The 25,981-nt window shown below is 68.7% G+C and carries 23 protein-coding genes and 3 tRNA genes; 10 read left to right on the top strand and 16 right to left on the bottom strand.

What is annotated here, in order from left to right; all coding sequences use genetic code 11:
- Nucleotides 1-260 precede the first annotated feature (260 nt).
- Complete coding sequence (locus tag ACFSVL_RS06675) at nucleotides 261-1,109, bottom strand: SAM-dependent methyltransferase (RefSeq protein ID WP_378301417.1); 849 nt, start codon at nucleotides 1,107-1,109, stop codon at nucleotides 261-263.
- Nucleotides 1,110-1,229: 120 nt separating this feature from the next.
- Here ACFSVL_RS06675 and ACFSVL_RS06680 point away from each other — a divergent pair, with 120 nt between their 5' ends.
- Nucleotides 1,230-2,384, top strand: coding sequence for a glycosyltransferase (locus tag ACFSVL_RS06680; RefSeq protein ID WP_378301419.1), 1,155 nt, complete (start codon nucleotides 1,230-1,232; stop codon nucleotides 2,382-2,384).
- On the opposite strand, the gene ACFSVL_RS06685 is transcribed toward ACFSVL_RS06680, so the two are convergent.
- Nucleotides 2,344-3,198, bottom strand: coding sequence for a helix-turn-helix domain-containing protein (locus tag ACFSVL_RS06685; protein ID WP_037712135.1), 855 nt, complete (start codon nucleotides 3,196-3,198; stop codon nucleotides 2,344-2,346). The genes ACFSVL_RS06680 and ACFSVL_RS06685 overlap by 41 nt on opposite strands.
- 283 nt (nucleotides 3,199-3,481) lie before the next feature.
- Between ACFSVL_RS06685 and ACFSVL_RS06690 the strand changes: the two genes are divergently transcribed.
- On the top strand, nucleotides 3,482-4,399 hold the full coding sequence (locus ACFSVL_RS06690) for an MBL fold metallo-hydrolase (RefSeq protein ID WP_378301421.1): 918 nt from the start codon (nucleotides 3,482-3,484) through the stop codon (nucleotides 4,397-4,399).
- A gap of 56 nt (nucleotides 4,400-4,455) precedes the next feature.
- Nucleotides 4,456-5,892: an NADP-dependent phosphogluconate dehydrogenase gene (gene gndA / locus ACFSVL_RS06695; protein ID WP_378301423.1), complete on the top strand. Its 1,437-nt coding sequence runs from the start codon at nucleotides 4,456-4,458 to the stop codon at nucleotides 5,890-5,892.
- A 54-nt stretch (nucleotides 5,893-5,946) separates the two neighbouring features.
- On the opposite strand, the gene ACFSVL_RS06700 is transcribed toward gndA, so the two are convergent.
- The 4 genes from ACFSVL_RS06700 to ACFSVL_RS06715 all read right to left on the bottom strand — a co-directional run bounded on the left by ACFSVL_RS06700 (nucleotide 5,947) and on the right by ACFSVL_RS06715 (nucleotide 10,285).
- On the bottom strand, nucleotides 5,947-6,669 hold the full coding sequence (locus tag ACFSVL_RS06700) for a Clp protease N-terminal domain-containing protein (RefSeq protein WP_378301425.1): 723 nt from the start codon (nucleotides 6,667-6,669) through the stop codon (nucleotides 5,947-5,949).
- Nucleotides 6,670-6,730: 61 nt separating this feature from the next.
- Nucleotides 6,731-7,903 carry a 4-hydroxybenzoate 3-monooxygenase gene (locus tag ACFSVL_RS06705; protein ID WP_378301427.1) on the bottom strand — a complete coding sequence of 391 codons (1,173 nt, stop codon included), beginning with the start codon at nucleotides 7,901-7,903 and terminating at the stop codon, nucleotides 6,731-6,733.
- A 12-nt stretch (nucleotides 7,904-7,915) separates the two neighbouring features.
- Nucleotides 7,916-9,139: an NAD(P)/FAD-dependent oxidoreductase gene (locus ACFSVL_RS06710; protein ID WP_378301428.1), complete on the bottom strand. Its 1,224-nt coding sequence runs from the start codon at nucleotides 9,137-9,139 to the stop codon at nucleotides 7,916-7,918.
- Nucleotides 9,140-9,205: 66 nt separating this feature from the next.
- Nucleotides 9,206-10,285 (bottom strand): erythromycin esterase family protein, encoded by a 1,080-nt coding sequence (locus ACFSVL_RS06715; protein WP_378301430.1) that lies wholly within the window; start codon nucleotides 10,283-10,285, stop codon nucleotides 9,206-9,208.
- An 87-nt stretch (nucleotides 10,286-10,372) separates the two neighbouring features.
- On the opposite strand from ACFSVL_RS06715, the gene ACFSVL_RS06720 reads away from it, so the two are divergent.
- Nucleotides 10,373-11,044, top strand: a complete 672-nt coding sequence (locus tag ACFSVL_RS06720) for a MerR family transcriptional regulator (RefSeq protein WP_378301432.1) — start codon at nucleotides 10,373-10,375, stop codon at nucleotides 11,042-11,044.
- Here ACFSVL_RS06720 and ACFSVL_RS06725 read toward each other — a convergent pair whose 3' ends face one another.
- Together ACFSVL_RS06725 and ACFSVL_RS06730 are read right to left on the bottom strand one after the other, a co-directional pair.
- Entirely contained in the window at nucleotides 11,045-11,353 is a 309-nt protein-coding gene (locus tag ACFSVL_RS06725; protein WP_378301433.1) for an NIPSNAP family protein, read from the bottom strand. It abuts the gene before it with no gap.
- On the bottom strand, nucleotides 11,350-12,471 hold the full coding sequence (locus ACFSVL_RS06730; protein ID WP_378301435.1) for a 5-methyltetrahydropteroyltriglutamate--homocysteine S-methyltransferase: 1,122 nt from the start codon (nucleotides 12,469-12,471) through the stop codon (nucleotides 11,350-11,352). Before ACFSVL_RS06730 ends, ACFSVL_RS06725 begins: the two co-directional genes overlap by 4 nt.
- 74 nt (nucleotides 12,472-12,545) lie before the next feature.
- Here ACFSVL_RS06730 and ACFSVL_RS06735 point away from each other — a divergent pair, with 74 nt between their 5' ends.
- Entirely contained in the window at nucleotides 12,546-13,886 is a 1,341-nt protein-coding gene (locus ACFSVL_RS06735) for a nucleobase:cation symporter-2 family protein (RefSeq protein ID WP_378301437.1), read from the top strand.
- Here the strand turns inward: ACFSVL_RS06735 and ACFSVL_RS06740 are convergent.
- Nucleotides 13,843-14,412 (bottom strand): TetR-like C-terminal domain-containing protein, encoded by a 570-nt coding sequence (locus ACFSVL_RS06740; protein ID WP_378301439.1) that lies wholly within the window; start codon nucleotides 14,410-14,412, stop codon nucleotides 13,843-13,845. The genes ACFSVL_RS06735 and ACFSVL_RS06740 overlap by 44 nt on opposite strands.
- Before the next feature lie 87 nt (nucleotides 14,413-14,499).
- Between ACFSVL_RS06740 and ACFSVL_RS06745 the strand changes: the two genes are divergently transcribed.
- Nucleotides 14,500-14,940, top strand: coding sequence for a pyridoxamine 5'-phosphate oxidase family protein (locus ACFSVL_RS06745; protein ID WP_378301441.1), 441 nt, complete (start codon nucleotides 14,500-14,502; stop codon nucleotides 14,938-14,940).
- Nucleotides 14,941-15,183: 243 nt separating this feature from the next.
- Nucleotides 15,184-16,602 (top strand): pyridoxal phosphate-dependent decarboxylase family protein, encoded by a 1,419-nt coding sequence (locus tag ACFSVL_RS06750; RefSeq protein ID WP_378301443.1) that lies wholly within the window; start codon nucleotides 15,184-15,186, stop codon nucleotides 16,600-16,602.
- Between the two features lie 52 nt (nucleotides 16,603-16,654).
- Here the strand turns inward: ACFSVL_RS06750 and ACFSVL_RS06755 are convergent, their stop codons facing one another.
- A complete protein-coding gene (locus ACFSVL_RS06755) occupies nucleotides 16,655-17,185 on the bottom strand; it encodes a hypothetical protein (RefSeq protein WP_378301445.1) in 531 nt (176 codons plus the stop codon).
- Between the two features lie 148 nt (nucleotides 17,186-17,333).
- Here ACFSVL_RS06755 and ACFSVL_RS06760 point away from each other — a divergent pair, with 148 nt between their 5' ends.
- Both ACFSVL_RS06760 and ACFSVL_RS06765 read left to right on the top strand, forming a co-directional pair.
- Nucleotides 17,334-18,200 carry a rhomboid-like protein gene (locus ACFSVL_RS06760; RefSeq protein WP_378301447.1) on the top strand — a complete coding sequence of 289 codons (867 nt, stop codon included), beginning with the start codon at nucleotides 17,334-17,336 and terminating at the stop codon, nucleotides 18,198-18,200.
- A 116-nt stretch (nucleotides 18,201-18,316) separates the two neighbouring features.
- Nucleotides 18,317-21,028 (top strand): sensor domain-containing protein, encoded by a 2,712-nt coding sequence (locus tag ACFSVL_RS06765; RefSeq protein ID WP_378301449.1) that lies wholly within the window; start codon nucleotides 18,317-18,319, stop codon nucleotides 21,026-21,028.
- On the opposite strand, the gene ACFSVL_RS06770 is transcribed toward ACFSVL_RS06765, so the two are convergent.
- A complete protein-coding gene (locus ACFSVL_RS06770; protein WP_378301451.1) occupies nucleotides 21,022-21,822 on the bottom strand; it encodes an arylamine N-acetyltransferase family protein in 801 nt (266 codons plus the stop codon). The two genes, ACFSVL_RS06765 and ACFSVL_RS06770, sit on opposite strands and share 7 nt — an antisense overlap.
- A gap of 167 nt (nucleotides 21,823-21,989) precedes the next feature.
- Between ACFSVL_RS06770 and ACFSVL_RS06775 the strand changes: the two genes are divergently transcribed.
- The gene (locus ACFSVL_RS06775) at nucleotides 21,990-22,823 is read left to right on the top strand and encodes a serine protease (RefSeq protein ID WP_378301453.1); all 834 of its coding nucleotides are present in this window, start codon (nucleotides 21,990-21,992) and stop codon (nucleotides 22,821-22,823) included.
- Between the two features lie 308 nt (nucleotides 22,824-23,131).
- On the opposite strand, the gene ACFSVL_RS06780 is transcribed toward ACFSVL_RS06775, so the two are convergent.
- From ACFSVL_RS06780 to ACFSVL_RS06800, 5 genes are all read right to left on the bottom strand, one after another.
- Nucleotides 23,132-24,871 carry a glycoside hydrolase family 9 protein gene (locus tag ACFSVL_RS06780; protein WP_378301454.1) on the bottom strand — a complete coding sequence of 580 codons (1,740 nt, stop codon included), beginning with the start codon at nucleotides 24,869-24,871 and terminating at the stop codon, nucleotides 23,132-23,134.
- 251 nt (nucleotides 24,872-25,122) lie between these two features.
- Nucleotides 25,123-25,196, bottom strand: a tRNA-Phe gene (locus ACFSVL_RS06785).
- A gap of 31 nt (nucleotides 25,197-25,227) precedes the next feature.
- A tRNA-Asp gene (locus tag ACFSVL_RS06790) sits at nucleotides 25,228-25,301 on the bottom strand.
- Nucleotides 25,302-25,315: 14 nt separating this feature from the next.
- A tRNA-Glu gene (locus ACFSVL_RS06795) sits at nucleotides 25,316-25,388 on the bottom strand.
- A 341-nt stretch (nucleotides 25,389-25,729) separates the two neighbouring features.
- Complete coding sequence (locus ACFSVL_RS06800) at nucleotides 25,730-25,981, bottom strand: hypothetical protein (protein ID WP_037807458.1); 252 nt, start codon at nucleotides 25,979-25,981, stop codon at nucleotides 25,730-25,732.

Below are 25,981 nucleotides of genomic sequence, written 5' to 3' on the forward strand. Positions count from 1 at the left end.
CCAGTGGCGGTCTAGACCACACCCGCGGCTTGATGACCCCAATGCCACATTGGGTGCGTCAGACGCACCGAACGCCACATTGGGTGCGCAGGACGCACCCAACGCCACATTGGGGTCTTCACGGCAGCGCTCGGCCGGGACAAGACGAGCCGCGCAGCTTCGCCCCCGCAGAGTCCGTGAAGGACTCCTTGAGGGAATCTGATTCCCTCAAGGAGTCCTTCACGGACATCGAGCACCGCAGCGCTGCGGGACAGCGAGAGTCAGGGCTTGCGGCCCAGAGCGCAAATCCCGCCGCTGAACGAAGGGTCGTCCGCCATCCGCGCGCTCGCGGTCGTTTCGCCCGCTTCCGGATGCCAGTCCGACACCCACGAGATGCCCGGATCCACCAGTTCCAGCCCGCTGAAGAACTCCGCGAACTCCGCCCGCGAGCGGTAGTGGAACGGGGTGCTCGACTGCTGGTACTGCTTGTGGATCTTGTCGCGGCTCTCGCCGTCGTTCGTCGGCACGCCGTCGTCGGTCAGGTGCGAGGACAGGAAGTACGAGCCGGACGGCAGCAGCGACAGGTACTTCTGCACGATCTCCAGCGCCGGCTCGTCGCGGCCGACGAAGTACAGCACTCCGACCATGATCAGGCCGATCGGGCGCTTCGGGTCGAGGACGCCGGTGTCGAGGGCGCGCGGCCAGACGTCGGCCGGGTTGCGCAGGTCGCCCTGCAGTACCGCGTGCCGGTCGGCGACGCCGTCGCGTTCCAGCAGGATCTGCGAATGCGCGACGGCCACCGGCTCGTTGTCGACGTAGACACAGCGCGCGTTCGGGTTCACCGACGTGGCGATCTCGTGCACGTTGCCGACCGTGGGCACGCCGGAGCCGATGTCGAGGAACTGGTCGATGCCCTGTTCGGCCATGTACCGCACGCCGCGGCCGAGGAACTCGCGCCCGGCCCTGGCGATGGTCTTGATCATCGGAAAGGTCTGGACCGCCCGTTCGCCGAACTCGCGGTCGATCGCCCAGTTCGCGGTGCCACCGAGGAACCAGTCGTAGATCCGCGCCGCGTTCGGCCGATCGAGGTCGACGCCCTCCGGGGCTTCCGGATCCGGTGCCTGAGTCATCAGCTTCCCCTTCCGTGCGGGTACCAGTGTGCCCACTCGCCGCGGCCGCGCCCCGCCGCCCCCTGGTATCGCCCGAAAATGCCACGACTCCGGTACATCCGGGCCACTAGGTTGCGAGGGATGCGCATTCTTTTCTCGTTCGTCGGCGGACGCGGCCACTTCGATCCGATGGCACCCGTCGCGCGAGCGCTCATCGCGCGCGGCCACACCGTAGCGGTCGCCGGCGGCGGTTCGCACGTGCCCGCGCTCGCCAAGGCTGGGTACACCACCTTCGCGGTCAACGAACCGCGCGAGGTCGAGGCGACGCGACAGCCGATGCCGCCGGTCGATCCGGCGCGCGACGACTGGGAGATCCGGGAATTGTTCGCCCGCCGCGCGACGCGCGAGCACGTGCCGGTTCTGCTGGAGCTGGCCCGGGAATGGCGGCCGGACCTGATCGTCCGGGACGAGGTGGACTTCTCCGCCGCGATCGCCGCCGAGGCGCTGGGGCTGCCGTGCGCCACCGTGCTGGTGCTCGCGGCGGGAACGTTGCTGCGCAAGGAACTCATCGCCGAACCGCTCGCCGAGACCCGCGCCGCGCACGGTCTTCCGGACGACCCGCGGCTCGAAATGCTGACCCGCGGCCAGGTGCTTTCGCCGCTCCCACCATCCTTTCGCGACCCCAGCGCGCCGCTGCCGCCGGGCACTTTCTCGTTCCGCCAAGGAGATCCGGTCGCGCCGCGCCAGCCCGCCGAGAAGCCGCACGTCTACTTCACCCTCGGCACCAACTTCAACCTGGAGTCCGGCGACCTCATCGAGCGCACCCTCGCCGGTCTTGGCCAGCTGGACGCCGAAGTGACCGCCACCGTCGGCACCCAGATCGACCCCGCCGAGTTCGGACCGCAACCGCCGCACGTCCGCGTGGAACGGTTCGTCCCGCAGGCCGAACTGTTGCCGCGCCTCGATTTGATGATCTCGCACGCCGGGTCCGGCAGCGTGATCGGCGCGCTCTCGCACGGTCTGCCGTCGCTGCTCTTCCCCATGGGTGCGGACCAGCCCGGCAACGCCCGGCGCTGCGCCGCGCTGAACGTCGGCCTCGCGCTCGACCCGGAAACGTCCACACCGGACGAAATCCGGCAAGCCGCCGCGAAGGTGCTCAGCGATCCCAGCTATCGCGAAGCCGCGCGACGCGTGCAAGCGGAGATCAACGCCCTGCCCGCTGCCGAGGAAACCGTGCCCGTGCTGGAAGCACTGGTCACATCATCTGCGAGCGGTAGCTTTCCGCCAGCTCCTTGAGGAACTGCCGCGTCTCGCCCCGCTCCAGGGCGGCCCCGCGCAGCCGGTCCCACGAGTCCACGAAGATGTTGAAGTCCTTCACGTCGTCGAGGTACAGCCCGCCCGCGGAGTGTTCGATGTAGACGAAGTCGCGGGTGCGGTCCGGGAACCGCATGATCGTGAAGTCGTTGGGCACCGCGGCGAGCTTCGCGCTGAACGGCAGCACGTGCACGTACACGCGCGGATGCCGGTCGAGCGCCAGCAGGTGCTCCACCTGGTCCAGCATCACCGCGGGCGCGAACCCGCCGGGTGCGCGGCGCAGCGCGCCCTCGCTGATGATGAACCGGTAGTACGGCGGCTGCTGCTGGTCGAACACCGCCTTGCGGTCGAGCCGGTTGCGCACCAGCGACGTGACGTCGGTGGCGCCCGCCTCGGTGAACTGCTTGAGCATGTAGTGCTCGGACTGCAGCGGCCCCGGCACGCGCTCGCCGTGCCAGGTGAGAATCTCCGCGGCGGCGGGCTCGAGGTCGGTGAAGGTGCGGAACCAGTGCGGCACCACCGACCGGTAGCCCGACCAATGGCCGCGCTGCCCGGCCGCGGCCCGGGCCAGGTTCATCAGAGTGTCGGCTTCTTCGCCGTTGATCCCGAACGCGTTCAGCATGGTCCGCACATCTCCGAGCTTGACCCCCACCGCACCGGACTCGATCTTGTTGACCTTGCCCTGGGTGCAGCCGAGTACCTCGGCGACTTGCTGCTGCGTCATCTTCGCGGCGTTTCGAGCATGCCGAAGCTCGTTGCCGAGCTGCTTGCGGCGCGAGGTGACGGTGCTCGCCATCTCCCCTTGCTCTCCTGGACCACTCCTGCCGACGGGCTTTCCGCCGGACCGCGAACTACGAACCACCCAGGCCACTGCGACCCAACGGAGTTCGATGATGACACCCGGCAGCGTTTCAGGAAATGCACGAGAACGCCAGTCACCCGGCATGTCACCCTGGCGGAGCAGTCTATTCCCGGCGCCATGGACATCCCAGCTACTCCATTCGGACTAAGCGGAGACTTACGGGCACAGCTGCGCCACGAGGGCCCCACGCTGGCGATCCGGGCGGCATAGTGTCGGCGTGATCGATCGATCCCCCCACGCGGCGCACGTCAAACAGCTGGCAGACGGCGCATTCGGCTACGTCCAGCCGGACGGTTCCTGGTTCATCAACAACTGCGGTTTCCTCGACGCCGACGGGCACGCTGTGCTTATCGACACATGCGCGACCGAGCGGCGTACTCGCGCCCTCCTGTCGGCCGTCGGCGACACCGCCGGCCCGGTTACGACCCTCATCAACACCCATCACCACGGCGACCACACCAACGGCAACTATCTGGTCGCCGGAGCCACCGTCGTCGGCCACCGCAAGACCCGCGAAGCGCTGCTGGCCGACGGGATCCAGCGGTACGAGGGCGTCTTCAGCGACAGCGACTGGGGCAAGCTCGAACTGCGCGTGCCCGACCTCGTCTTCGACGACACCGTCACGATCTACGCCGGGCAGACCCGGATCGACCTCATCCACCCCGGGCACGCCGCGCACACCACCAACGACATCCTGGTCTGGCTGCCCGAGCAGCGCCTGCTCTACGCCGGCGACCTGGTGTTCAACGGCGGCAGCCCGTTCGCGCTGATGGGCTCGGTCGCCGGCTGGCGCGCCGCGCTGAACGTGATCCGCGAGCTGGACCCGGCGGTCATCCTGCCCGGGCACGGCCCGGTGTGCGGGCTCGAAGCGGTGGACACTGTGGACGACTACCTGGAGTTCGTCCAGCGCGCCGCGGAGACCGGCAAGGCGGCCGGGCGCTCGCCGCTGGAACAGGCGAAGGCGACCGACCCCGGCCGGTTCGCCGAGCTGACCGAGCAGGAGCGGCTGGCCGGGAACCTGCACCGGGCGTACGCCGAACTCGACGGCGGGCAGTGGGGTGCGCCACTCGATCTGGTGGCTCCGCTGAAGGACATGCTGGCCTGGAACGGGGGCCCGATCCGCTGCTTCTCGTGAGCACTGGTTTTGTGACTAGGCTCGGAATCCGGCAGAGGTTTTCGGAAAGGTTTCGGATGAGCAAGAAGGCGAGCATCGGGGTCACCGGCCTCGCGGTCATGGGCCGCAACCTGGCGCGGAACCTGGCCCGGCACGGGCACACGGTCGCTCTGCACAACCGCTCCGAGGAGCGGACCCGCTCGCTCGTCGAGCAGTTCGGCGACGAAGGCGACTTCATCCCGGCGTACTCCGCGCAGGAGTTCGTCGACGCGCTGGAGCGGCCGCGGCAGATCGTGATCATGGTGAAGGCGGGTGGCCCGACCGACGCCGTCATCGAGGAGTTCGCGCCGCTGCTGGAGCCGGGCGACGTGATCGTGGACGCGGGCAACGCGCACTTCGCGGACACCCGCCGCCGCGAGCAGGCGCTGCGCGAACGCGGCCTGCACTTCGTCGGCACCGGTGTGTCCGGCGGCGAGGAAGGCGCGCTGCACGGGCCGAGCATCATGCCCGGCGGGTCGAAGGAGTCCTACGAGTCGCTCGGCCCGCTGTTCGAGGACATCTCGGCGAAGGTCGACGGCGAACCGTGCTGCACGCACGTCGGCGCGGACGGCGCCGGGCATTTCGTGAAAATGGTGCACAACGGCATCGAGTACGCCGACATGCAGCTGATCGCCGAGTCGTTCGACCTTCTGCGCGGCGCGGCGGGCTACTCCCCGGCCGAGATCGCCGACGTCTTCGGCACCTGGAACACCGGGCGGCTCGACTCGTACTTGATCGAGATCACCGCGCAGGTGCTCAAGCACGTGGACGCGGCGTCCGGCAAGCCGTTCGTGGACGTGGTCGAGGACGCGGCGGAGCAGAAGGGCACCGGCCGCTGGACCGTGCAGATCGGGCTCGACCTCGGCGTGCCGATCAGCGGCATCGCGGAAGCGGTGTTCGCGCGGTCGCTGTCCGGGTCCACCGGGCTGCGTTCGTCGGCCCGCGGGCTGGGCGGGCCGACGCGCACGCCGCTCACCGGGTCGGCCCTGGAGACCTTCGCGGACGACGTCGAGCAGGCGCTGTACGCGTCGAAGGTCGTCGCGTACGCGCAGGGCTTCAACCAGATCCAGGCCGGTGCCGCCGAGTACGGCTGGGACATCGACCTCGGCCGCGTCGCCTCGATCTGGCGCGGCGGGTGCATCATCCGGGCGAAGTTCCTGAACGACATCACGTCGGCCTACGCCGCGGAGCCGGGTCTCCCGACGCTGCTCACGTCCGGCGGCTTCCGGGCAGCAGTCGAAAACGCGCAGGACTCGTGGCGTTCGGTCATCTCCACGGCGGTCCGGCTGGGCATCCCGACGCCCGGCTTCTCGACCGCACTGGCGTACTACGACGGCCTGCGCGCGGACCGGCTGCCGGCCGCGCTGGTGCAGGGACAGCGCGACTTCTTCGGCGCGCACACCTACCGGCGGGTGGACCGTCCGGGCTCGTTCCACACGCTGTGGGCCGGGGACGGTGCCGAGGTCGAAGCCTGATTTTGCTGCTGTGGAAGGGCTCTCCCCGTGGTTTGGGGAGAGCCCTTCTCGCTGTCATTTCTCCAGCGTGCCCAGGATTTCCGCGAGGAACTCCTTGATCTTCGTTTCGGCCCGGTCCTTGTCGACCCCCAGTGCGGCAAGGACTTCGTACCCCGCGCCCTCGCCCTGTTCGAGCAGGGCGAGCAGGATGTGCTCGGTGCCGATGTAGTTGTGCCCGAGCCGCAGCCCTTCGCGCAGAGTCAGTTCCAGGGTCTTCTTGCCCGCGGCGGCGAACGGCACCTTCTCCGGGGCCTCGTCGAGCGGTTCCGGCAGCTTCGCCTCCGCAGCCTCCTTGACCGCCGCCAGCGACACCCCTTGGGCGAGGATCGCGCCAGCGGCCAGCGCATCCGGTTCGGTGAGCAGCCCGAGCAGCAGGTGAACGGTGTCGATGTCGGCACTCTTGGCGTCGATGGCGGCCTGCTGAGCCGCGACGACGACGTGCCGGGCCCGGTCGGTGTAGCGGCCGAACATCCGCTGGATCCCGCCGGATGGATCGTCGCCCTTCGGCACGAATCTCTTCTGCGCGGCTTGTTTGGACACGCCCATACTGGCCCCGATATCGGTCCAGGAAGCCCCGCTGCGGCGCGCCTGGTCGACGAAGTGGCCGATCAGGTGGTCAGCCACGTCACCGAGATGCTGGCCGACGTAGACGGCGTCGGTGAGCTGGGCGAGGGCGTCTGTTTCGTTGTTGGCCTTGATGGCGTTGATGAGGTCGTCGAGCTTCACTGAGTCGGTCATGTCGTCAACTGTAGGTTGACGATGGAGCTGCGTCAACCTTGGGTTGACCAGGTTGGCGGGCTCAGGCGAACGGCAACCCCACGTAGTTCTCCGCCAAACTCGTCGCCGCCGCCCTAGACGAAGCCGTGTACCGCAGCTGCGACAGCTGCAACCGCCGGGCGAAAGCGTCCGCGCCTGGGTCCACGTGCAGCATCGTCGTCATGAACCACGAGAAGTGCTCCGCCCGCCACACCCGGCGCAGGCAAGTGTCCGAATAGGACTCCGCCAGCGACGAATCCCCTTGCAGCAACGCAGTCAACGCCCGCGAGAGCACCACGACATCCGCGACCGCCAGGTTCATCCCCTTAGCCCCGGTCGGCGGCACGATGTGCGCCGCGTCGCCGGCCAAAAACAGGCGGCCGTGGCGCATGGGCTCGGTTACGAAGCTGCGCATCGGCGTGATGCCCTTGTCCAGGATCGGCCCCTCCTGCAGCGTGAACTCCCCCTCGACCGCCAGGCGCGTCGACAGTTCCGTCCAGATCCGGTCGTCCGACCAGGCGGCCAGCTCCTCCGCCGGATCCACCTGCAGGTAAAGCCGCGTGACGTCGGGGGATCGCATGCTGTGCAAGGCGAATCCACGCGGGTGATGCGTGTAGATCAGCTCCTCGTGCGACGGCGGCGTCTGCGCCAGCACCCCCAGCCAGGCGAACGGGTACTCGCGTTCGAAAGTCGTCAGCACACCGTCCGGAATGGACGGACGCGAGACGCCGTGGAAACCATCGCAGCCAGCGATCGCGTCGCATTCCAAGGTCTGCAAGGCACCCGCGGAGTCCCGGTAGCGCACCACCGGTCGCGAGGTGTCCACTGAGGACAGAGAGACCTCCGAAACCTCGAAGTGCAGCGGAAGATCCGCAGCCTCATGGGCGTCCACGAGATCCTTCACGATCTCCTGCTGCCCATAAACCGTGATCGCCTTGCCGGTCAGCTCGGTGAGCGCGATGCGGTGGTCGGCACCGTCGAAGCGAAGCGAGAAACCCTCGTGCGGCAAGCCTTCCGCGGCCAACCGGCCGCCGAGACCGATCTCGGTCAGCAGGTCGACCGTCGGCTGTTCGCAGACTCCGGCGCGCACGCGTTGCCGCACGTACTCGCGGTCGCGGGCTTCGAGCACCACGGCCTCGACACCCGCCTGGTGCAGCAAATACGACAGCAGCAATCCGGCCGGGCCAGCGCCGATCACGGCGACCTGCGTGCGCAACGGAACCTCCGATCAAGCCGCGGTGCGCGACTTCAGGTGTGCTTTCAGGTCGAACGAACTGGCTTCCAGATCCGCGTACGCCGGGTGCGGCTCAGCCGCGAAAAGCCGGCGCGCGGCGATGTGGTCCGGCGCGCGGTTGACCGATTCGACGGCGATCAGCACCCCGTCGCGGAAAGACAGCACGGAGAACTTCCCGACGGACCGATCACCGGTCACCACGGTGCGGTCCGCGGCGCCGAGGATGCCCGCGATCTGCAGTTTCGCGCCGGTCTGGTCGGTCCAGAACCACGGCAGGCTGTCGTAGCGCGCTGGTTCCCCGGCGATCGCGGCGGCCACCGAACGGGCCTGGTCCACGGCGTTCTGCACGGATTCCAGCCGGGTCGCGGCACCGGCCTGCACGCACGGGAAGCACGCGCAGTCACCGATCGCGAAGATCTTCGGGTCCTCGGTGCGCAGGTGCTCGTCCACGACGACGCCGTTGCGCACCTCAAGCCCAGCCGCCTCGGCGAGCGCCGTCTCCGGCAGGACGCCGACCGCGACGACCACGAGATCCGCGGGCAGCCGTCGTCCGTCGGAGAGTTCGACGGACTCCACATGACCCGACCCGTGCAGCGCGGTGACCCCGACGCCCAGCAACAGCGTGTGCCCGGCCGTGCGGTGGTGCTCGGCGAAGAACTCCGAGATCTCCGGCGACGCGACCCGCGCCAGCAGCCGGTCCTGCGCCTCCACCACGGTGACCGGACGGCCGGCGTGCGCGGCGAACTCCAGCCCGATGAACCCGCCGCCGATCACCACGACGTCGCCCGCCGCGTCCAGCGAAGCCCGCAACCGGTCGGCGTCCGCGCGAGTGCGCAGCGTCAGGACGCCTTCGAGGTCGGCGCCGGGCACCGGCAGCGCACGGTTGCGCGCGCCGGTGGCCAGCACCAAATGGTCGTACCCCAGCTCCGTACCGTTCTCAAGCCGGACCTTCGCCGCAGCACGGTCGATCGCGGCGACCCGGCCGCGGACCAGCTCGATGTCCTTCTCGGCGAAGTAGTCCTCCGGCCGCAGGACCAGCTGCTCGACGCCCGCGCTGCCCTCCAGATACGCCTTCGACAGCGGCGGGCGCTGATACGGCACCCCCGGCTCGTCGCCGACGAGAACCACGCGTCCGGCGAACCCCTTGTCCCGCAAGGACGCGGCGGCCTGGAACCCGCTTTGCCCACCGCCGACGACGAGAACGGTTTCGGTGCTCATTTCGCTCCTCCCGACAACTCAGCTCCATCTGAGCACAACTCGGCCAAGATCGTCGAGGAGCGGCCCTCACACCCGCTGCAGGAACGCGATCGCGTCCGCCGCGCCGACCGCGTCGAACGGGAGATATCCGCGTCCGTCGCCGGTCCGCGCCGGCAGTTCGGGGTCGATTCCGGCGGTTTCGACCAGTTCACGGTCCTGCACCGTCGCGGCGAGATACGCCTGCAGCGTCCCCGGGGCCGGTTCCCCTACCCCATCGGAGAAGCCGAAATCGGTGGCAATGAACACATACCGGTCGCCAAGGCGGTGCGCCACCTGCGCGCCCGCGCTCCACCATTGCCCGCCCATCATCGAGATCCCGTGCCGCTGCAGGTGCTGGTTGTGCGCGGAGACGAAGGTGCGCGGCAGGGCGAGCAGGTTGTCCGCCATCATCGCGTCGCGCTGCGCCCCGAGCCGGCTCATCCGTTCCGGCGAGGTGTCGGCCATCAGCGAGTGGTAGCGGCAGAGCCCGACCGCGCACCGGGCGAGCAGCGCACCGCCCTCGGGCAGCGCCGGCCGCGCCCGCTCGAACTGACTGACCAGGTCGTCGGCGACTAACCGCAGCTCACGGGCCTCCGGACTGTCCCCTTTGGACTTCGACCCGTCCCACATAGCCGCTTCGTCCGCCCACGCCGCGTCGTCGCCAGCCAGCCGTTCGATGGTCGCGACGTCGTGCGGTACGTCGTCGAGATGCGCGGACAGGAACCCGTGCAGTTCGGTGAGCACGCCGCGCGGGCTGGGCGCGCTGGCCATCTCCAGCGGAGCGTCGAAGCCGTGGAAGTGGACCTGGTCTTCGGGCTCGCGGCCAGCGTTGTGGTCGCGCAGCCACTCGACCAGCGCGCGGTTCGACGGGAACGCTCCGAAGCCGTGGCTGAACCCGGTGGCCAGCACCTGGTCGAGGTCGCCTTCGCCGGTGGTCACGTAGCGGTCGACCAGCCGCCCGGCCAGGCAATCGGACTCCAGCGCGATCGACCGGTAGCCGTGTTCGAGGACGAGGTGCTGGAAGATTTCGTTGCGGAACAACGGGAACGCCTCAGTCCAGTGCGTGGGCTCGCCCAGTCCGAGCAGGGCCGGGGAACGGGGTGCCAGGAAGTCGTCAAAGGTCTGCATTGCTTTGACCGTATCGTTGAACTTTTGGTTGGCACTTCTCCGCGGATCACCTGGTTGAATAGCGGAAAACCCTCAACCGGAGGTGAGATGCGACCGAAAGACCTCGCCCGCGAGCACGGCCTGTCGACCCAGGCCGTGCGCAACTACGAGGAGGACGGCATCCTCCCGCCGGCCGAGCGCGGGCCGCAGGGTTATCGGACGTACACCGAACGCCACGCGCAAGCGTTGCGCGCGTTCCTCACGCTGCGCCCCGGCTTCGGCCACGCCCGCGCGGCCGCGATTCTGCGCGCGGTCAACGAGCGTTCGGAAGACACCGCGTTCCAGCTCATCGACGAGGGCCACGCCGAACTGCTCCGCGACCGCGTCACCCTTACCGAGGTCGAACACGCCCTGCGCAACCTGACGCGGGAGCCGGATGTGCGCCAGACGGTGCCGTCGATCGGCGCGCTCGCGCACCAGCTGTCCGTGCATCCCGCCACGCTGCGCAAATGGGAGGCCGCCGGGATCCTCCAGCCGGAGCGCGACCGGGCCGGAAACCGCCGCTATCCCCCGGCCGCGGTGCGCGACGCCCGCCTCGCCCACCAACTACGCCGCGGCGGCTACCCCCTCGCCCGGATCGCGGCGGTACTGGAGCAGGTCCGGCAGGCGGGCGGGGTCGCGCCGCTGGAGGAAGCCTTGCGCACCTGGCGTTCCCGGCTCACCGCCCGGGCGCACGCGATGCTGGACGGGGCTGCTCAGCTGTCGCGTTATCTCGGATGATCACTCCGGCAGCAACGGCCGCATGAACGTGCGCCGATACCGGATCACGCACCCGCTCTCGTCCCGGATCCGGTCCGCCGCCACGAACTCCGGGTCCACTCCGAACAGTGTCCGGTACTGCTCATACGCGGCAAGGCTTTCAAAGCTGAACAACGCCCGCGCCTCGTCGCTCGCCCCTTCCGCGGGCAGGAAATACCCGTGGTGCACCCCGCCCTCGCGGCGCACCAGCCGCATCCACTCGGCGGCGAACCGTTCGAAGTCGGCGATCTTCTCCGGGTCGATCACGTAGTCGACGACGCAGGTGATCACGCACGCCCCCAAACCCGCTCCGCCGTCGAGACGATCAGCTCCAGCTTCCGCAGCTGCTCACTGGCGGTCAGGTCGTTACCCTCCTCAGTGGACGAAAACCCGCACTGCGGCGACAGGCACAGCTGGTCCACGTCCACATACCGCGACGCTTCCTCGATCCGCCGCACGAGCGCGTCGGGGTCCTCCAGCTCCGGCCGCTTGCTGGTCACGAGCCCGAGCACGACCCGTTTTCCCTTCGGCACGAACCGCAACGGCTCGAAACCGCCGGAGCGTTCGTCATCGTATTCCAGGAAAAACCCGTCCACCGCCAGCTCGCCGAACAACGCCTCGGCGACGAACTCGTAGCTCCCCGACGCCACCCACGACGAGCGGAAATTGCCGCGGCACAAGTGCGTCGTCACCGTCAGGCCCGCCGGTTTTCCGGCGAGCGCGGCGTTGATGGTCGAAATGTTGCGCAGGTGCATGGTGTCCGGATCGCTGCCCATACGCGCGACCAGTTCACGCTGCTCCGGGTCGTTGAGGTAGGCCAGGCTGGTGTCGTCCAGCTGCAGATACGTGCAGCCCAGCGCACTCATCGCGCGCACCTGCTCCGCGTACGCCGCGCTGAGGTCGGTGAAGAACTCGTCCAGCTCCGGGTACACCGTCTCGCTCACCGCCGCCCGGCCACCGCGGTAATAGACCATGCTCGGCGACGGGATGGTGAGCTTCGGAGTGATGCCCGGATCGGTGTGCGCCTTCAGGAACTCGAAGTGGCCGGCGAAGATCGGCGCGTCCAGCCGCACCTTGCCGTCGACCTGCAGGCCCGGCGGGCTGAACTCCAGATCGCCCGCGAGGTTGTGGAATTTCACGTGCAGCCGCTCGTCGCCGCGCGAGACGCCGCCGAGCGCGTGGATGAAGTCCATGTGCCAGGAGGACCGGCGGAACTCGCCGTCGGTCGCCGACTCCAGCCCGGCCGCCTTCTGCATCTTCACGACGTCGCGGATCGCGTCGTCCTCGACGGCCCGCAGCTGTTCGGCGGAGATCTCCCCCGCCTCGTGGTCGCGCCGCGCCTCGCGCAGCACCGCCGGCCGCAGCAGGCTCCCGACATGATCGGCACGGAACGGAGGTCGTGCAGTCATGTCTGGCATGGTCACACACAAACCGGCGGTATGTGCATCCATAATCTGGCGGGACCACAGCGAAGGAGCCGCTCATGACCAACGCCGCGCACCCGGTCGACCGGGGCCTTCCCGCCGGGCGGCTGCTTCTGCTCGGACTGCAGCACATGGCGATCATGTACACCGGCTGCATCGCCGTGCCGCTGGTCATCGGCAGCGCGCTGCACCTGGACAGCGCGTCGGTCGCGCTGCTGGTGAACGCGGACCTGTTCGTCGCCGGACTGGCCACTTTGGTCCAGTCGGTCGGCATCGGGCGGCTGTTCGGCGTCCGGCTTCCGGTAGTCGCGGGCGCGACCTTCACCGTGGTCAACCCGATGATCCTGATCGCCGCGCAGTACGGCCTCACCGCGGTGTACGGCGCGATGATCGCGTCCGGCGTCTTCGGACTGCTGATCGCCCGGCCGTTCGCCGCGCTGATCCGGTTCTTCCCGCCGCTGGTGTCCGGGACGCTCCTGCTGGTCATCGGCATCTCGCTGCTCGGCCCCGGCACCGCGATGATCGGCGGGCACGACACCGGCGACCCGTCCTACGGCGATCCGGCGAACCTCGGGCTGGCGTTCGGCGTGATCGCGCTGGTGGTGCTGTTCACCCGGGTGCTGCGCGGGTTCCTCGGCCAGATCGGGCCGCTGGTCGCGCTGGTCGCCGGCGTGCTGATCGCGATTCCGCTCGGCCGCGCGCACTTCTCCGGCGTCGGCGAGGCGAGCTGGTTCGGCCTCGCCTCGCCGTTCCACTTCGGAGCGCCGACGTTCCCGGTCGCCGCGGTGGTGTCGATGTGCGTGGTGATGCTGGTGTCGTTCACCGAAACCACCGCCGACCTGATCGCGGTCGGCGAGATCACCGGCCGTCCGGTCACCCCGGCCGACCTCTCTCGCGGCCTGGCGACCGACGGGCTGTCGGCGATCTTCGGCGGCTTCATGAACTCGTTCCCGGACACCGCGTTCGCGCAGAACGTCGGGCTGGTGCAGATGACCGGCGTGCGCAGCCGCTGGGTGGTCGCGACGACCGGCGGCATGCTCGTCGTGATGGGGCTGGTGCCGAAGATCGGCGCGTTCATCGCCGCGATCCCGGAACCGGTCGTCGGCGGCGTCGCGGTGGTGATGTTCGCGATGGTCGCGGTGGTCGGCGTGCAGACGCTCAAGAAGGTCGAGTTTTCCGGCAACCACAACGGTTTCGTGGCCTCGGTGGCGATCGGGGTCGGGCTGCTGCCCGCGTTCGGGCTCGACCGGTTCGGCAACTCGGTGTTCTTCCAGCACTTCCCGGCCTGGCTGCGGACGATCTGCGGCAGCCCGATCACCGTCGCCGCCGTGCTGGTCTTCGTGCTGAACCTGCTGTTCAACCACCTTGGCCGGCGGCGGGAGGGAGACCTGCTGCCGTGAGCAGCCGGTCCGCGAGCCGCACGCCGATGCCGGGTTCGACCGGCCTGCTCAGCAACACCCGCAGGTACAGCGGGGCGAGCACGTAATCCAGCAGGTCCTGCAGCTCCAGCGCGGGCTCGCCGCGCGCCGCGGCCGCGGTCAGCATCTGCTCCAGGTCCTCCCCGCGCGACAGCAGATGCTCGATCGGGTCGGCGTTGGTCCCGATGAAGGTGATCAACGCCCGAACCAGCACCGCGCCGTCCGGATCAGCAAGCGCACGCTCGACCGCGGTCGCCCACTCTTCGACGTCGCCGCGCAGCGAACCGGTGTCCGGGATCGGCGACGTAAGGCTCAGCCGGGCGACCGCGGCGTCGAGAAGAACGCTCGCGCAGCTGCCCCAGCGACGGTAAATGCTGGTCGGATTCACCCCGGCCCGCTCGGCGATCTGCGGGACGCCCGCAGTCGTCTCGCCCTCGGCGAGCAGCTCGATCACCGCGCGGTGCACCGCTTCGCGCACCCGCGCGCTGCGTCCGCCCGGCCGAGTCATCCCGTCATCCTAAAGCAAAGAGGGTGGCCTTAACGACCGGAGTGCGAGTAGGTTAAAGGCAAATCCATTGGCCTTAAGGAGTCCGAGATGGTCAGCAAGATCCCGCCCGCCGAGCGCGAGGCCCTGCTCGCCGAACCGCTGATCAGCGTGCTGAGCGTGGCCGCGGAGCCCGGCCGCGCGCCGCTCACCACCCCGATCTGGCACCAGTACACGCCCGGCGGCGAGATCACCGTCCTCACCTCGCCGGGAGCCCGCAAGACGAAACTGATCGAAGCCGCCGGCCGGTTCGCGCTGTGCGTGCAGGACCCGAAAACGATCCGGTACGCGACCGCGGAAGGCCCGGTCACCGGCGTCCGCGCGGTCACCGAAGAGGACCGGCTCGCGATGGCTCGGCGCTACCTCCCCGAGGAGGCAGCGCTCGCCTACCTCAAGGCCACTCCGGAACAGGACAACAACATCGTCATCTCGATGCGACCGGAACGGTGGAACACCGCGGACTTCAGCGACCTGACCGACGAGCTTTCCTGACCCGCCCCGGTCGGCTCCGCTCCCGCGCGAAGCCGACCAACCCCTTGTGCCACACCGCCATTCGGCCGCAGCGCTCCGATCCTGCCCCGCCACACTCGGCTTCCCGGCCGTTAGGGCAGTTCTTTCGCCGCCGCATCCCGAAACGCGGAAAGCCGGATTTTGCCCATTGCGCCGCTGATCTCGGCCATGGCACCTTGTGCCGGAAAAGACCTCCGGAAAAGACCTTCGGACAGAAGAGGGCGCATGGACGGCACTCCCCTCATTCTCACTTCCGCCGAACGGACCAGAGCGGCGCGGCTTTTGGCCCGGTTCACCGACAGCTACGAAAATTCGCTCACTCGTCGCCCGATCGCTCCTGACGAGGACCGGGAAACGCTCGCTAAACTGCTCGCCGAACCATTTCCCGAAGAAGGTCTTGGCGTGGACGCGTTCTTCGCCGACGTCGTCGACCGGATCGTGCCGTACACCACCACGATCGCCCATCCGCGGTTTCTCGCCTACGTCCAGGGCCCGCCCAACGGGATCGGCCCGTACGCCGAGGCGATCGCCGCGGTGCTGAACCAGAACTGCAATCTGTGGCAGATCTCCCCCGCTGCCAACGTGATCGAGCGTTCCATCATGGACTGGCTGACCGGCCTCTTCCGACTCGGCCCGCACTCCGGCGGACTACTGACCAGCGGCGGTTCCGGGGCCACCAAGGACGCGATCACCGCCGCGATCGCCGACCGCAGAACCGATTTTCGCGAGCGCGGCTTGCAGGAAAACCACGCCCCGCTGGTGCTTTACACCTCCGACGAGGCACACCGCAGCGTCGTGAAAGCCGCCGCCCTTCTCGGGATCGGCCTGCACAACGTCCGCACAATTCCGACCGACGACCGTTTCCAGCTTCGCGTAGATCTGCTAATGCATGCGATCGCCGAAGACCGGGCCGCCGGAAAAGAACCATTCTGCGTCGTCGCCACCGCAGGCACAGTTACCACCGGTTCGATAGATCCGATCGGCCCAATCGCCGACCTGTGCGCGAAAGAAGACCTTTGGCTGCACGTAGACGGCGCATATGGCGCATTGTTCATCCTCGCCGATTCGGCCCGGGACGCACTGCTCCCGTTGTCCCGAGCGGACTCCATCACGCTCGACCCGCACAAACTGCTGTACGCCCCGCTCGAAGCGGGAGCCCTGCTGGTCAAGGACATGGCGAAGCTACGCGCGGCGTTCGCCTTCTCGTCCACGTCGTCGTACCTCACCGCGATCGACGACGCCCACCTGCTCGACTACATGGACCACGGGCCGCAGCTTTCCCGCAGCTTCAAGGCATTGAAGGTCTGGGCCGCCCTGCGCACGTTCGGCGTCGGCGCTTTCCGGACAGTCACCGAACGCTGCCTCAGCCTGGCCGCCCGGCTCGGCGAGCACATCGCCGACGCACCCGGCCTGGAGCTGATGAACCCGGTCACGCTCACCGCGGTCTGCCTCCACATGCCCGGCCGCAACGCCGAAGCACACGCGGAGCTTCTCACCAGGCTGCACGAGGAAGGCACCGCGATGCTCGGCCCCGCACGCGTTCACGAACAGGCCTGCGTCCGCGCCTGCGTGACCAACCACCGCACCACCGAAGCCGACATCGACCTGCTCGCCGAACGTCTGATCGCCCTGGCGAAGCGTTAACCCACGCGCACCAACGGCCGCGTCGCGCGCGCCCGGTCCGGTCCGCCGGGCTTCAGAGGCAAATGATGTTCAGGACGCACGGCGGCTCATGGCTGCTCGGCGACGACGGCTGGCTCGAATTCGACGGCTGCGAAGGGCTCGACGACGGCTGCGCCGGCCCGGTCGGACCGGTGGTCTCCGGCCGGTTGCTCGACGACGGATGCGCCGGAGCGGAATCGGCCGGGTGCTCCGTAGTGCTGTGCTCGCCGAACGGGTTGACGTTCGCCTTGCTCGAAGGCGCGTCACCGGCGTTCGCGGTGCCCTCTTCGGTCTCCTCGCCGGTGGGCGTCGGCGGGTTGGTCTCGTCGACCCCGCCAGCCCCGCCGGTGCGATCCGGCATCTCGATCACGCGCATCTCGGTGATCCGAGCGGCCCCGTCGTTCGCCGTGGTCCCGTACGAGACGAGCATGGCCGCCGCCCCGCATCCGACGATCACCGCGAGCATCACGGAAACCATCCGCCACCGGGACCGGGACGGCGGCGGGATCCGTCGTTCGTGTCCTTCGCGCACCAACAGCTCGGCGACCGAAACCTCGTCGTTCACCAGGGAGACCTTTCACCAGGAGTGGTCTATTCCTACCGGATGAGCCCACCGAACGGGTGACAAAGAGCGAAACCTTCTACCCAGAGTGCTCACTCTAGCGGGTGTGAATCACAGCGCATTCACAGCTGCTCTTGGCCAAAATCCCAGCATGCCCAGCCACTCTGGACGCATGTCGCCGCGCGAACCGGATCCGGAGCCCCGCCCGGCCCGCGACGCTGCCACCCCCCGGAAGTGGCGATCCTTCCCATGGCCGCGCGAACAGGTCCTCGAACCAGCCGCAAGCGGGACCCCGTCGGCGGGCATCACCGGTGCCTCGACGGCCGTATTGACCAAGGCCGAGCCAACCCCCGCCAGCGCTTTCCTCTCCGCTTGGCGACCAAAACGGGCCTGGCTCGGTCTCATTCCCACCCCGCGGTCCACGCCGTTCACCTTCGGCTACCTCGTCCTCCTCCTCGGCACCTCGCTGCTCATCCGTTTCGGCAGCCCCACGTTCACCGACAAGCTCCTCGCCGTCTCCAGCACCGACGCGCACAACATGGCGCGCCACCCCCTCACCGCCCTCCTGACCAGCGCGTTCTGGATCGCGGACGGCGGCTGGCTGCCGTACGCGGTGATCTTCGCGATCGCCGTCGCCCCGCTCGAGCGCCGCTTCGGCGGGCTCCGGACGGCGGTCGTCTTCTTCACCGGCCACGTGCTCGCCACGATCGCCACCGAACTGCCGGTCATGGCCCTGATCCACACCGACGTCCTGCCGCATTCCGCGGGCCACTGGCTCGACATCGGCGTGAGCTACGGCTTCCTCACCACGGCGGGCGCGCTCGTCGCGCTGCTCAGCGGACGGGCCCGGATCGCCGGAATCGCGGCCCTTGAGCTATTCGTTATCGGCGTCTACGTGACCGACGATCCGGCCAGTCTCGCCTCCGTCGTGACCGTCCTCGGACACGCCTGTGCGGCCCACTTCGGCCTGCTCGGATGGGGTCCGCGACTGCGCAGCGTGCCCCGCATCGCCCGATAGCACCGACGTCGGCGTCCGGACGAGTGATGCAAGCGGCTCGCTGTGCGGATATACACAGGCTTCACTCGGTGGTGTAATCGACGGGCCATACGCCGACAAGGGGGATCGGAAGCACCATGGAGGCTGACGCCCTGGCCGGTGAACCGGGTGGAATCACCCGGCGCGCCCAGCTCGCGGGCCTGCGGCCGACTGACGGCGCGGGGGTCCTGTTCTCCCTGCATGCCTCCGATCCGGCCACCCTCACCTGGCTGCCCGGCCTCGACGCGGTCCTCGGCCTCCCCGGCGCGAGCGGCAAGGAGCTGTGCGACCGGCTCACCGAGCTGCTCCGTCCGCTCACCGCGGACCTCCGCCGGACCCCGCCCGGGCGCGATTTCGAACTCGAACAACCCCAGGACGGCGCCGATGGGACCCCTCGCCGCATCCGGCTGCGCGCGCGGACCGTCGGCGAGCAGGACCACACGACCGGCCTGCTCGGCGTCGCCTCGGCGGTCGCGGAAACCGGGACGGCGAAATCCGCCCTCGCGGAGCTGTCCGACCGCTACCAGCTGCTGATGGAGCAGAGCCCGGACGCGATCTGCGTGCACTCGGGCGGCGTCGTCACCTACGCCAACCAAGCCGCGCTCGACCTCTTCGCGGCGCGCGCGGCGCACGAGGTGGTCAGCCAGGAATTCGCGAGCTTTGTAGCTGCCGAATCCGCGCACCTGGTGGAGAATCCCAGCGCGGAACCCAGCGAAGCGGTACTGAAACGGCTGGACGGGAGCAAATTCGTGGCGGAAACCGTGTCGGTGCGCACCAGCGACTCGAACCCTCCGTCGTTCCAAGTCGTGATCCGCGACAGCACCGTGAAGCACGCCGCCGCGGCCGCCGTCCGCGCGCAGGAAGCGCTGGTCACGCACGTCAGCGACGCCATCGTCACGATCACCGGCGAGGGCATCGTCACCGGCTGGAACCCGGCCGCCGAAACCGTCTACGGCTGGCCGTCGGCCGAGGCGATCGGCAGGCGGGTGCACGAGGTGCTCGGCATCGACCCGGACCCGGTCGCGATCCGGGACGGCGTCGCCGAGCAAACCCACCGCGGCCGGGACGGCTCACCACGGCTGGTCCGGGTGTCCGCGACCGAGACCGAGACCGTCGACGGCTTCCTCCTGGTCTGCACGGACGAAACCGCACGTCGCCGCGTCGAACAGCACTACGCGACGGTCGTCGCCGCACTCGACGAGGGCGTGCTGGTGGTCGGCCCGACCGGGCTGATCCAGTCGGCGAACCCGTCCGCCTGCCGCATTCTCGGCGTCCCGGAAGCGAAGCTGCTCGGCGTCCCGTGCACGACGCTCGTGCTCTTCGACGAGGACGGTAACCGCATCCCGGACGACGAGCTGCCGACCATCCACACCCGCCGCACCGGCATTACGCACAACGGCCTGGTCGTACGCCTGCGCCGGCCCGACGGCCGCGACGTGTGGGTGTCGCTGACCTCGCGGCTGCTCGACACGGACGACCCGAACGGCGTCTCGGTGGTCACGTCCTTCACCGACATCACCGAGCGGCGCGCGATCAGCGCCCGGCTGGCCCACGAGGCAACCCACGACCCGCTGACCCGGCTCGCCAACCGCACTCTTGTCCTTGACCGGCTGGACCGCCGCGACGGCACCGAGCCGGCCGCCGTCCTGTTCCTCGACCTGGACAAGTTCAAGCTGATCAACGATTCCCTCGGCCACCCAGTCGGCGACCAGGTCCTGCGCATCGCCGGCGAGCGCCTGCGCCGAGCCACCGGCCCCGACGACGTCGTCGGCAGGCTCGGCGGCGACGAGTTCGTGGTCGTCACCTCCGCCACGACCGGCCAAGCGCAGGTCGGCGTATTCGCCGCGCACCTGCGTTCCGTCCTGTCCGAACCGGTCTCCGTGCACGGCAGGCAGCTGCACCTGGACGCGAGCATGGGCATCGTCCTCGTCGAACCGGACGACCGCCGCAGCGCCGAGGACCTGCTGCGCGACGCCGATGTCGCCATGTACCAAGCGAAATCCCGCGGCCGGGGCCGATTCGAGTTCTTCGACGTCGCCCTGCGCGAACGCATGCAGCGCCGGCTGCGGATGGAACAGGACCTCCGCGACGCCGTCCACAGTGGACAGCTATGGCCCGCCTACCAGCCAGTGGTGGACCTGCGCACCGGCGAAATGGTCGGCGTCGAGGCTTTGCTGCGCTGGACCCACCCGAAACACGGCGCGATCTCGCCCGCGGAGTTCATCCCGCTGGCCGAGGAAAGCGAACTGATCAACGTGCTGGGCAAGTACGTCCTGCGCGACACGACCCGCGAACTAGCCGCCCTGCGCACCGGCCGGGGCCTCGACCTCAGCCTGAAAGTCAACCTCTCCGTCCGGCAGCTGGACGACCCGCACCTGGTCCCCGCGGTCCGCGACGCACTGGCCACCACCGGCCTGCCACCCGGCTCGCTGACCTTGGAAGTCACCGAAAGCGCTCTCATGCGCGATACGTCGGCGGCCGCGGAAGTGTTGTCCGCCTTGCGTTCCCTTGGCGTCCTGCTGGCCATCGACGACTTCGGCACCGGCTATTCGTCACTGGCCCAGCTGCGCCGCTTGACCCTGGACACCCTCAAGATCGACCGCTCCTTCATCACCGGAATCGCCGAATCCCGCGACGCGGCCGCGATCGTCACGAGCATCATCGCGATGGCGCACGCGGTCGATCTGACCGTGGTCGCGGAAGGCGTCGAAACCGCGGAAGAGCTGGCGCTACTGCGAGAACTCGGCTGCGACCAGGCCCAGGGCTACCACCTCGGCCGGCCGCTCGCCGCCGCGGAGCTGTTTCAGTAGGTCTCGAGCAGCGCCGCCAGCTCGTCCTCGGTGACAAAGACGTCGAGGTCCTCCAACGTCTTGCCAAGATCGACCGGCTCGATCGTGCGTGTCTCCACCGTGCCGTCCGGGTGGCTCTCCTGATACTCGCGCCCGAGCAGCCGCCGGAACCGTCCCGGCTCCAGCCGCATCACCACGATCCGCCCGGTGAACGGCGACTTCGGATGCGTGGACGTGTAGTGATGGAACACCTGGTAGTCGATCGGACGGCTGCGCACCTGCGGAAGCACCTCGTGCAGGTCCTCCCACCCGTCGCCGTCCTGCTTCTGCAGCACCCACCAGCCGTCGCGCAGAATCATCCGGTGCGTCCAGCCGGCCTGGTCCACCTCGGCCCCGTCGATCAACGGCATCGGCACCAGAATCCCGGCCCCGAACCCGACGTCCACGAGAAACTGTTGCCCCTCAACGGTAATCACGAGCGTCATATGCGTGTAGGGCCCGCTCTTGTGCGGCTGCACCCGCGCGACCGTGCGCTGCACCTCGTAACCCAACTGCTCAGCGACGGCCGCGAACAACCCAGCCTGCTCGTAGCAGTACCCGCCCCGCCGCCGCCCGACAAGCTTCTCGCTGACGACGTCCAGCTCGATCCCGCGATGCCGGCCAATCACGACGTCGACGTTCTCGAACGGAATCGCCTCGACATGCGCCTGTGCCAACCGCCCGAGCGCCGCCGCGGACGGCTTCTCCCGCCGCTGCCCCACTCGCGCGAGGTAAGCGTCGACGTCCACGGCCTCGGTGTTCCATGCCCCAGTCATAGGGCTCAGTCTGCAACCTCCACCTAGCTCTAAGTCAACCTGCCGACGGCAGTCACCCACGGTCACAACGGTTGTGACTGGCACCACTCTCTGGTGTGATGTACCCCCGACGCCTACCAGTCAGTAGCACACGTCCGAGTGACGTGGACGCCCTCGAAGGGAGCCCGATGAAGACCCCTCGACCACTGGCCCGGGCCAGTGCGGTGACGGCGCTGGCCACCGCCGCCGCGTTGCTGCCCGCGACCGCGTGGGCGGACGCCCCGACGTGGGCCCCGGCGGACACCGCCGCCGTGCACCCCGGCGTGCAGACGCACACCAACGGGGCGCAATGCACCTCGAACTTCGTGTTCAGCAACGGAACCGACGTGTTCCTCGGCCAGGCCGCGCACTGCTCCGGCACCGGCGGCTCGACCGAAACCAACGGCTGCTCCGCCGGTTCGCTCCCGATCGGCACCCCGGTCTCGATCACCGGGGCGAGCAAGCCGGGAACGCTCGTCTACAACTCGTGGCTGACCATGCAGTCCCGACACGAAACCGACGCGAACACCTGCCAGTACAACGATCTCGCGCTCGTGAAGATCGACCCGGCGGACGTGTCGAAGGTCAACCCGAGCCTGCCGTTCTGGGGCGGGCCGACCGGCATGAACACAGCCGGCACGAAGCAACTCGGCACCGTGCTCAGCTACGGCAACTCCGAGCTGCGCGGCGGAATCACCCAGCTGTCCCCCAAACAGGGCACCAGCCTTGGCGACACCGGCGGCGGCTGGAGCCACACAGTGCTGACGGTAACGCCCGGCATCCCCGGCGACTCCGGCAGCGGCTTCCTCGACCGCGACGGCAACGCACTCGGGGTGCTGAGCACCCTGAACCTGCTGCCCCAGCCCGGCACGAACGGCGTCGGCGATCTGTCGCATGAGCTGGCGTACGCAAGCGCCCATGGCGGGCTCGGGTCCGTGCAGCTCGTTCCTGGCACGGCGAAGTTCCGCGGGCCACTGATCTAGCGTCGATCTAGCGGATGCACGGTTGGGCTCGGCGCGACGCAACTCGCGCCGAGCCCGACCAACCCCGTCGGCCTGCTGACCTGGCACCTATCCGGCACCCGCGAGAAGCCTTCACCGGACATCGCCGAACAGGGCGTTCACGCCGAGCTATCCGTTGCCCCACAGGCGACTCCCGATCACCCGCCGCTCCGGGACGACGGTCAAGCCCCACCACGAACCCGGCACGGCGGCGCAGGATCACCGTCACGGCAGCGCAGGATCAACCGCAGCCCCGACCGCCCCAATTCCCGATCGTCGACAAACCCGGGTCAGTCCCCCACCACGACCGCGTACAGGTACCACGTCGAGTGCGGCAACCACTGTTCATCCCACCGCCAGTCATCGTCCTTGCCGGTGACGACATAACCGCGGTCCCAGGCGATCCCGCTGCCGTCCTCGTTCAAGCCGGTGATGCCGTTGACGATCCCGCCCGCCGTCGGCAGGAACTGCCATGAGCCGAGCCAGCTGTACTGCGGGTTGGCGTGGCCGCTGCCGTCCAGCATGCAGACGCCGTACGGGTTGCTGCCGCAGATCCAGTTCAACTGGTCAGCCGCATACGACCGCAACCGTGCGGCGAACTCGCCGGAAAAGCGTTGCGCGGCAAGGCGAGCCGCGGTCGCCAGTGACGCGATCCGCGCGTTCTCGCCCTGCCACCACTGATCTTTCGCTCGTGGCGTGACGTTGTGCGGGAAAAAGAATGAGCTGTACCTCTTACCCTCCCCATCTTGCACAAGATTCCGCGCATACCCAAACGGGTTAGGCACCTCAGCGGTCACCGCGAGCTCGAACTCCAGCGACCGCCGCACCGCCTTCAGCACCTCCGAAACCGTTGCGGCATCAGCGATCTCCGCATAGGCGAGCAGGCTGATCACCGGCAGGCCGGCGTCCGACGGGTGGAAGTACGGCCGGTCGCCGTCGTCCGCGCGCCAGTAGTCGCGGTAGGACTTCCAGGAAACCAAGCGCCGCAACAGATTGCGGGCCCGGCGATCCGCCGCCTCGCGGTACACTGGCTTTTTGGTCACCTGGTACAGCTCGACCGCCGCCAGCAACGCACCGTAGTCGTCCTGGATATTTTCCTTGCCGTCATTGGTCATCTCGACGTTGTGCTGCTCCAGGAAATCGAACGCCGCCTCGGCCGTGGCCAGATACTCCTCGTGGGAGTAGTCGCCCGACGTGTCCAGCGTCGTCGCGGCAGCCAGTGCGGCGATCGCGACGCCGCCGCCCTCGCGGTAATTCACCTGAACAGGTTCGCCATCGCCGTTGGCCTGGACGTACCGCAGCTTCGGATCCTTCGGCGGCCCCGGCTGGATGACGGACGTGACGAACGTGCCGCCCTCCAGCTTCACGCGGCGCAGGTAGTCGGCGCCGAACAGCGCTTCATCAGCCAGCCAGGTGCGCAACTGGGTGAAGTTGGCGTCGCCCCGCGCGGTGAGCCGCTGGTAGGCCTTGGCCAGCACCCATGCGGTGAGCGGGATCTGGAGAGTGTTGAAGTAGCTGCGGTCGGACAGCTGTGTGAAGTGCTTGCCGAAGTCGCCGGTCGCGTCGTACCAGCCGCCGTGCGCGTCCATGACCTGCGTGCCCTTGGCGCCGATCGGCGCTTTCCGGTCCTGGCGATCGAACCGGTCCGAGCTGCGGGTGCCCTTGAAGTAGTGCACGACGTGGGAGAGCGTGTAGCGCTCAAGCACCTGCTGGCCGACGCGGAACGGCTGGGATCGACCGTCCGCGGCGAGCAGGACGTACTCGCCCTCGGTCTTCAGCGCGGAGAAGTCCGCGGTCCAGTAATGCCGGTCGTCCCAGCCCGGAACCTGGGCCGCCGGCCGCGGGGTCCCGGTGAAGACGGTCTTTCCAGTGGCGACGTCCGCGACGGTGAACCGGGGAACCGCCCGCGGCGACTCGACCGCGAGCACCGCCCGCTTGGGCGCGCCGGGCGCGTAACCGACGTTGTTGGCGTAGATCGCTACCCCGGACGGTCCTCCGGCGGCCGCGGCCTCGGCTCCGAACGGCGTCATCGCCCCAACCCCCACGATCGCCGATCCGGCAAGAAAACTGCGACGTCCCACATCTCCCGGCATTCTCGACCTCCAGTGGTCCAGACCTCTGAGACGTTACCTAGGCTAAGTAGCCGTTGGAGGCTTTGACAAGACTGCTTCCGAATGGCAAATCCGAACGGACCCCCGCCCGGTCCGCGGTGACGGCCTCGCCAGGGCACAAGAAAAAGCCCCCATCCGTCTGGATGAGGGCTTCCACCGAGAATTCTCTGTGGCCAGGGCCGGGGTCGAACCGGCGACCTTCCGCTTTTCAGGCGGACGCTCGTACCAACTGAGCTACCTGGCCGGGAACGCCGGCAAGGAGCCGAACGATCTTGCGACCCTGACGGGACTCGAACCCGCGACCTTCGCCGTGACAGGGCGACGCGCTAACCAACTGCGCCACAGGGCCTTACTGGTACTGCGTACTCCCAACGGGATTCGAACCCGCGTTGCCGCCTTGAAAGGGCGGAGTCCTAGGCCACTGAACGATGGGAGCCCGATCGGTTTCGGTGGACCGACCGACCGCGCTCTCAGGTGTTCCCCTGGGAGCGATTACAAGCATAGGGCACGTTCCAAGGGCTTTGCACCGGGGGTTCCTTAACCGCTCGACGAGCCTCCGACCTGCGACAACACTCGCGCCGCCACTCCGACGGCACAGCTTCCCGCCGATCGCCCCGCCCGAACCCGCGCCGGACGATCGGTGTGCTCCAGGCCACTCTACGCCGACACCGGTCCCGCACGCCGAAATCCAGACCTCCCGGCAGGCGGCCCGATCCGCGTTTCCCAGCCATCGAGACACGACTTCGCGCGTGTTCGGCCGGGAGCAGACGGCCCAGATCAGCGCTGCACAGGCGCCTGACCGTCGTCACCCGGACTTAGCCCGAGCATCTCCAGCAACTGCGCACAGTCCTCCACGTCGAGCGCGCCGGCCGCGACGGCCAGGCGAGCGCGACGGACTTGGTCGTCCGAGACCCGCTGGCCCTCTGACGACCCGCGCTGGGCCGGCACGCCGCCGGACAGCGACGTGCTTCCCCCGTCGGCACCTTCGTACCGAAGGAGGAACTGACGAACTTCGACCGATCCGCTCAT

Origin of the sequence: Amycolatopsis silviterrae (genome assembly GCF_042684085.1) — a bacterium.
Lineage (GTDB): Bacteria > Actinomycetota > Actinomycetes > Mycobacteriales > Pseudonocardiaceae > Amycolatopsis > Amycolatopsis silviterrae.

Bases quoted from the DNA above. Each gene is read 5' to 3' on its own strand.
- ACFSVL_RS06675 (WP_378301417.1), bottom strand. From the start codon at position 1,109: ATGACTCAGGCACCGGATCCGGAAGCCCCGGAGGGCGTCGACCTCGAT.
- ACFSVL_RS06680 (WP_378301419.1), top strand. From the start codon at position 1,230: ATGCGCATTCTTTTCTCGTTCGTCGGCGGACGCGGCCACTTCGATCCG.
- ACFSVL_RS06685 (WP_037712135.1), bottom strand. From the start codon at position 3,198: ATGGCGAGCACCGTCACCTCGCGCCGCAAGCAGCTCGGCAACGAGCTT.
- gndA (WP_378301423.1), top strand. From the start codon at position 4,456: ATGAGCAAGAAGGCGAGCATCGGGGTCACCGGCCTCGCGGTCATGGGC.
- ACFSVL_RS06700 (WP_378301425.1), bottom strand. From the start codon at position 6,669: ATGACCGACTCAGTGAAGCTCGACGACCTCATCAACGCCATCAAGGCC.
- ACFSVL_RS06710 (WP_378301428.1), bottom strand. From the start codon at position 9,139: ATGAGCACCGAAACCGTTCTCGTCGTCGGCGGTGGGCAAAGCGGGTTC.
- ACFSVL_RS06715 (WP_378301430.1), bottom strand. From the start codon at position 10,285: ATGCAGACCTTTGACGACTTCCTGGCACCCCGTTCCCCGGCCCTGCTC.
- ACFSVL_RS06720 (WP_378301432.1), top strand. From the start codon at position 10,373: ATGCGACCGAAAGACCTCGCCCGCGAGCACGGCCTGTCGACCCAGGCC.
- ACFSVL_RS06730 (WP_378301435.1), bottom strand. From the start codon at position 12,471: ATGACTGCACGACCTCCGTTCCGTGCCGATCATGTCGGGAGCCTGCTG.
- ACFSVL_RS06735 (WP_378301437.1), top strand. From the start codon at position 12,546: ATGACCAACGCCGCGCACCCGGTCGACCGGGGCCTTCCCGCCGGGCGG.
- ACFSVL_RS06740 (WP_378301439.1), bottom strand. From the start codon at position 14,412: ATGACTCGGCCGGGCGGACGCAGCGCGCGGGTGCGCGAAGCGGTGCAC.
- ACFSVL_RS06745 (WP_378301441.1), top strand. From the start codon at position 14,500: ATGGTCAGCAAGATCCCGCCCGCCGAGCGCGAGGCCCTGCTCGCCGAA.
- ACFSVL_RS06750 (WP_378301443.1), top strand. From the start codon at position 15,184: ATGGACGGCACTCCCCTCATTCTCACTTCCGCCGAACGGACCAGAGCG.
- ACFSVL_RS06760 (WP_378301447.1), top strand. From the start codon at position 17,334: ATGCCCAGCCACTCTGGACGCATGTCGCCGCGCGAACCGGATCCGGAG.
- ACFSVL_RS06765 (WP_378301449.1), top strand. From the start codon at position 18,317: ATGGAGGCTGACGCCCTGGCCGGTGAACCGGGTGGAATCACCCGGCGC.
- ACFSVL_RS06770 (WP_378301451.1), bottom strand. From the start codon at position 21,822: ATGACTGGGGCATGGAACACCGAGGCCGTGGACGTCGACGCTTACCTC.
- ACFSVL_RS06775 (WP_378301453.1), top strand. From the start codon at position 21,990: ATGAAGACCCCTCGACCACTGGCCCGGGCCAGTGCGGTGACGGCGCTG.
- ACFSVL_RS06780 (WP_378301454.1), bottom strand. From the start codon at position 24,871: ATGACGCCGTTCGGAGCCGAGGCCGCGGCCGCCGGAGGACCGTCCGGG.
- ACFSVL_RS06800 (WP_037807458.1), bottom strand. From the start codon at position 25,981: ATGAGCGGATCGGTCGAAGTTCGTCAGTTCCTCCTTCGGTACGAAGGT.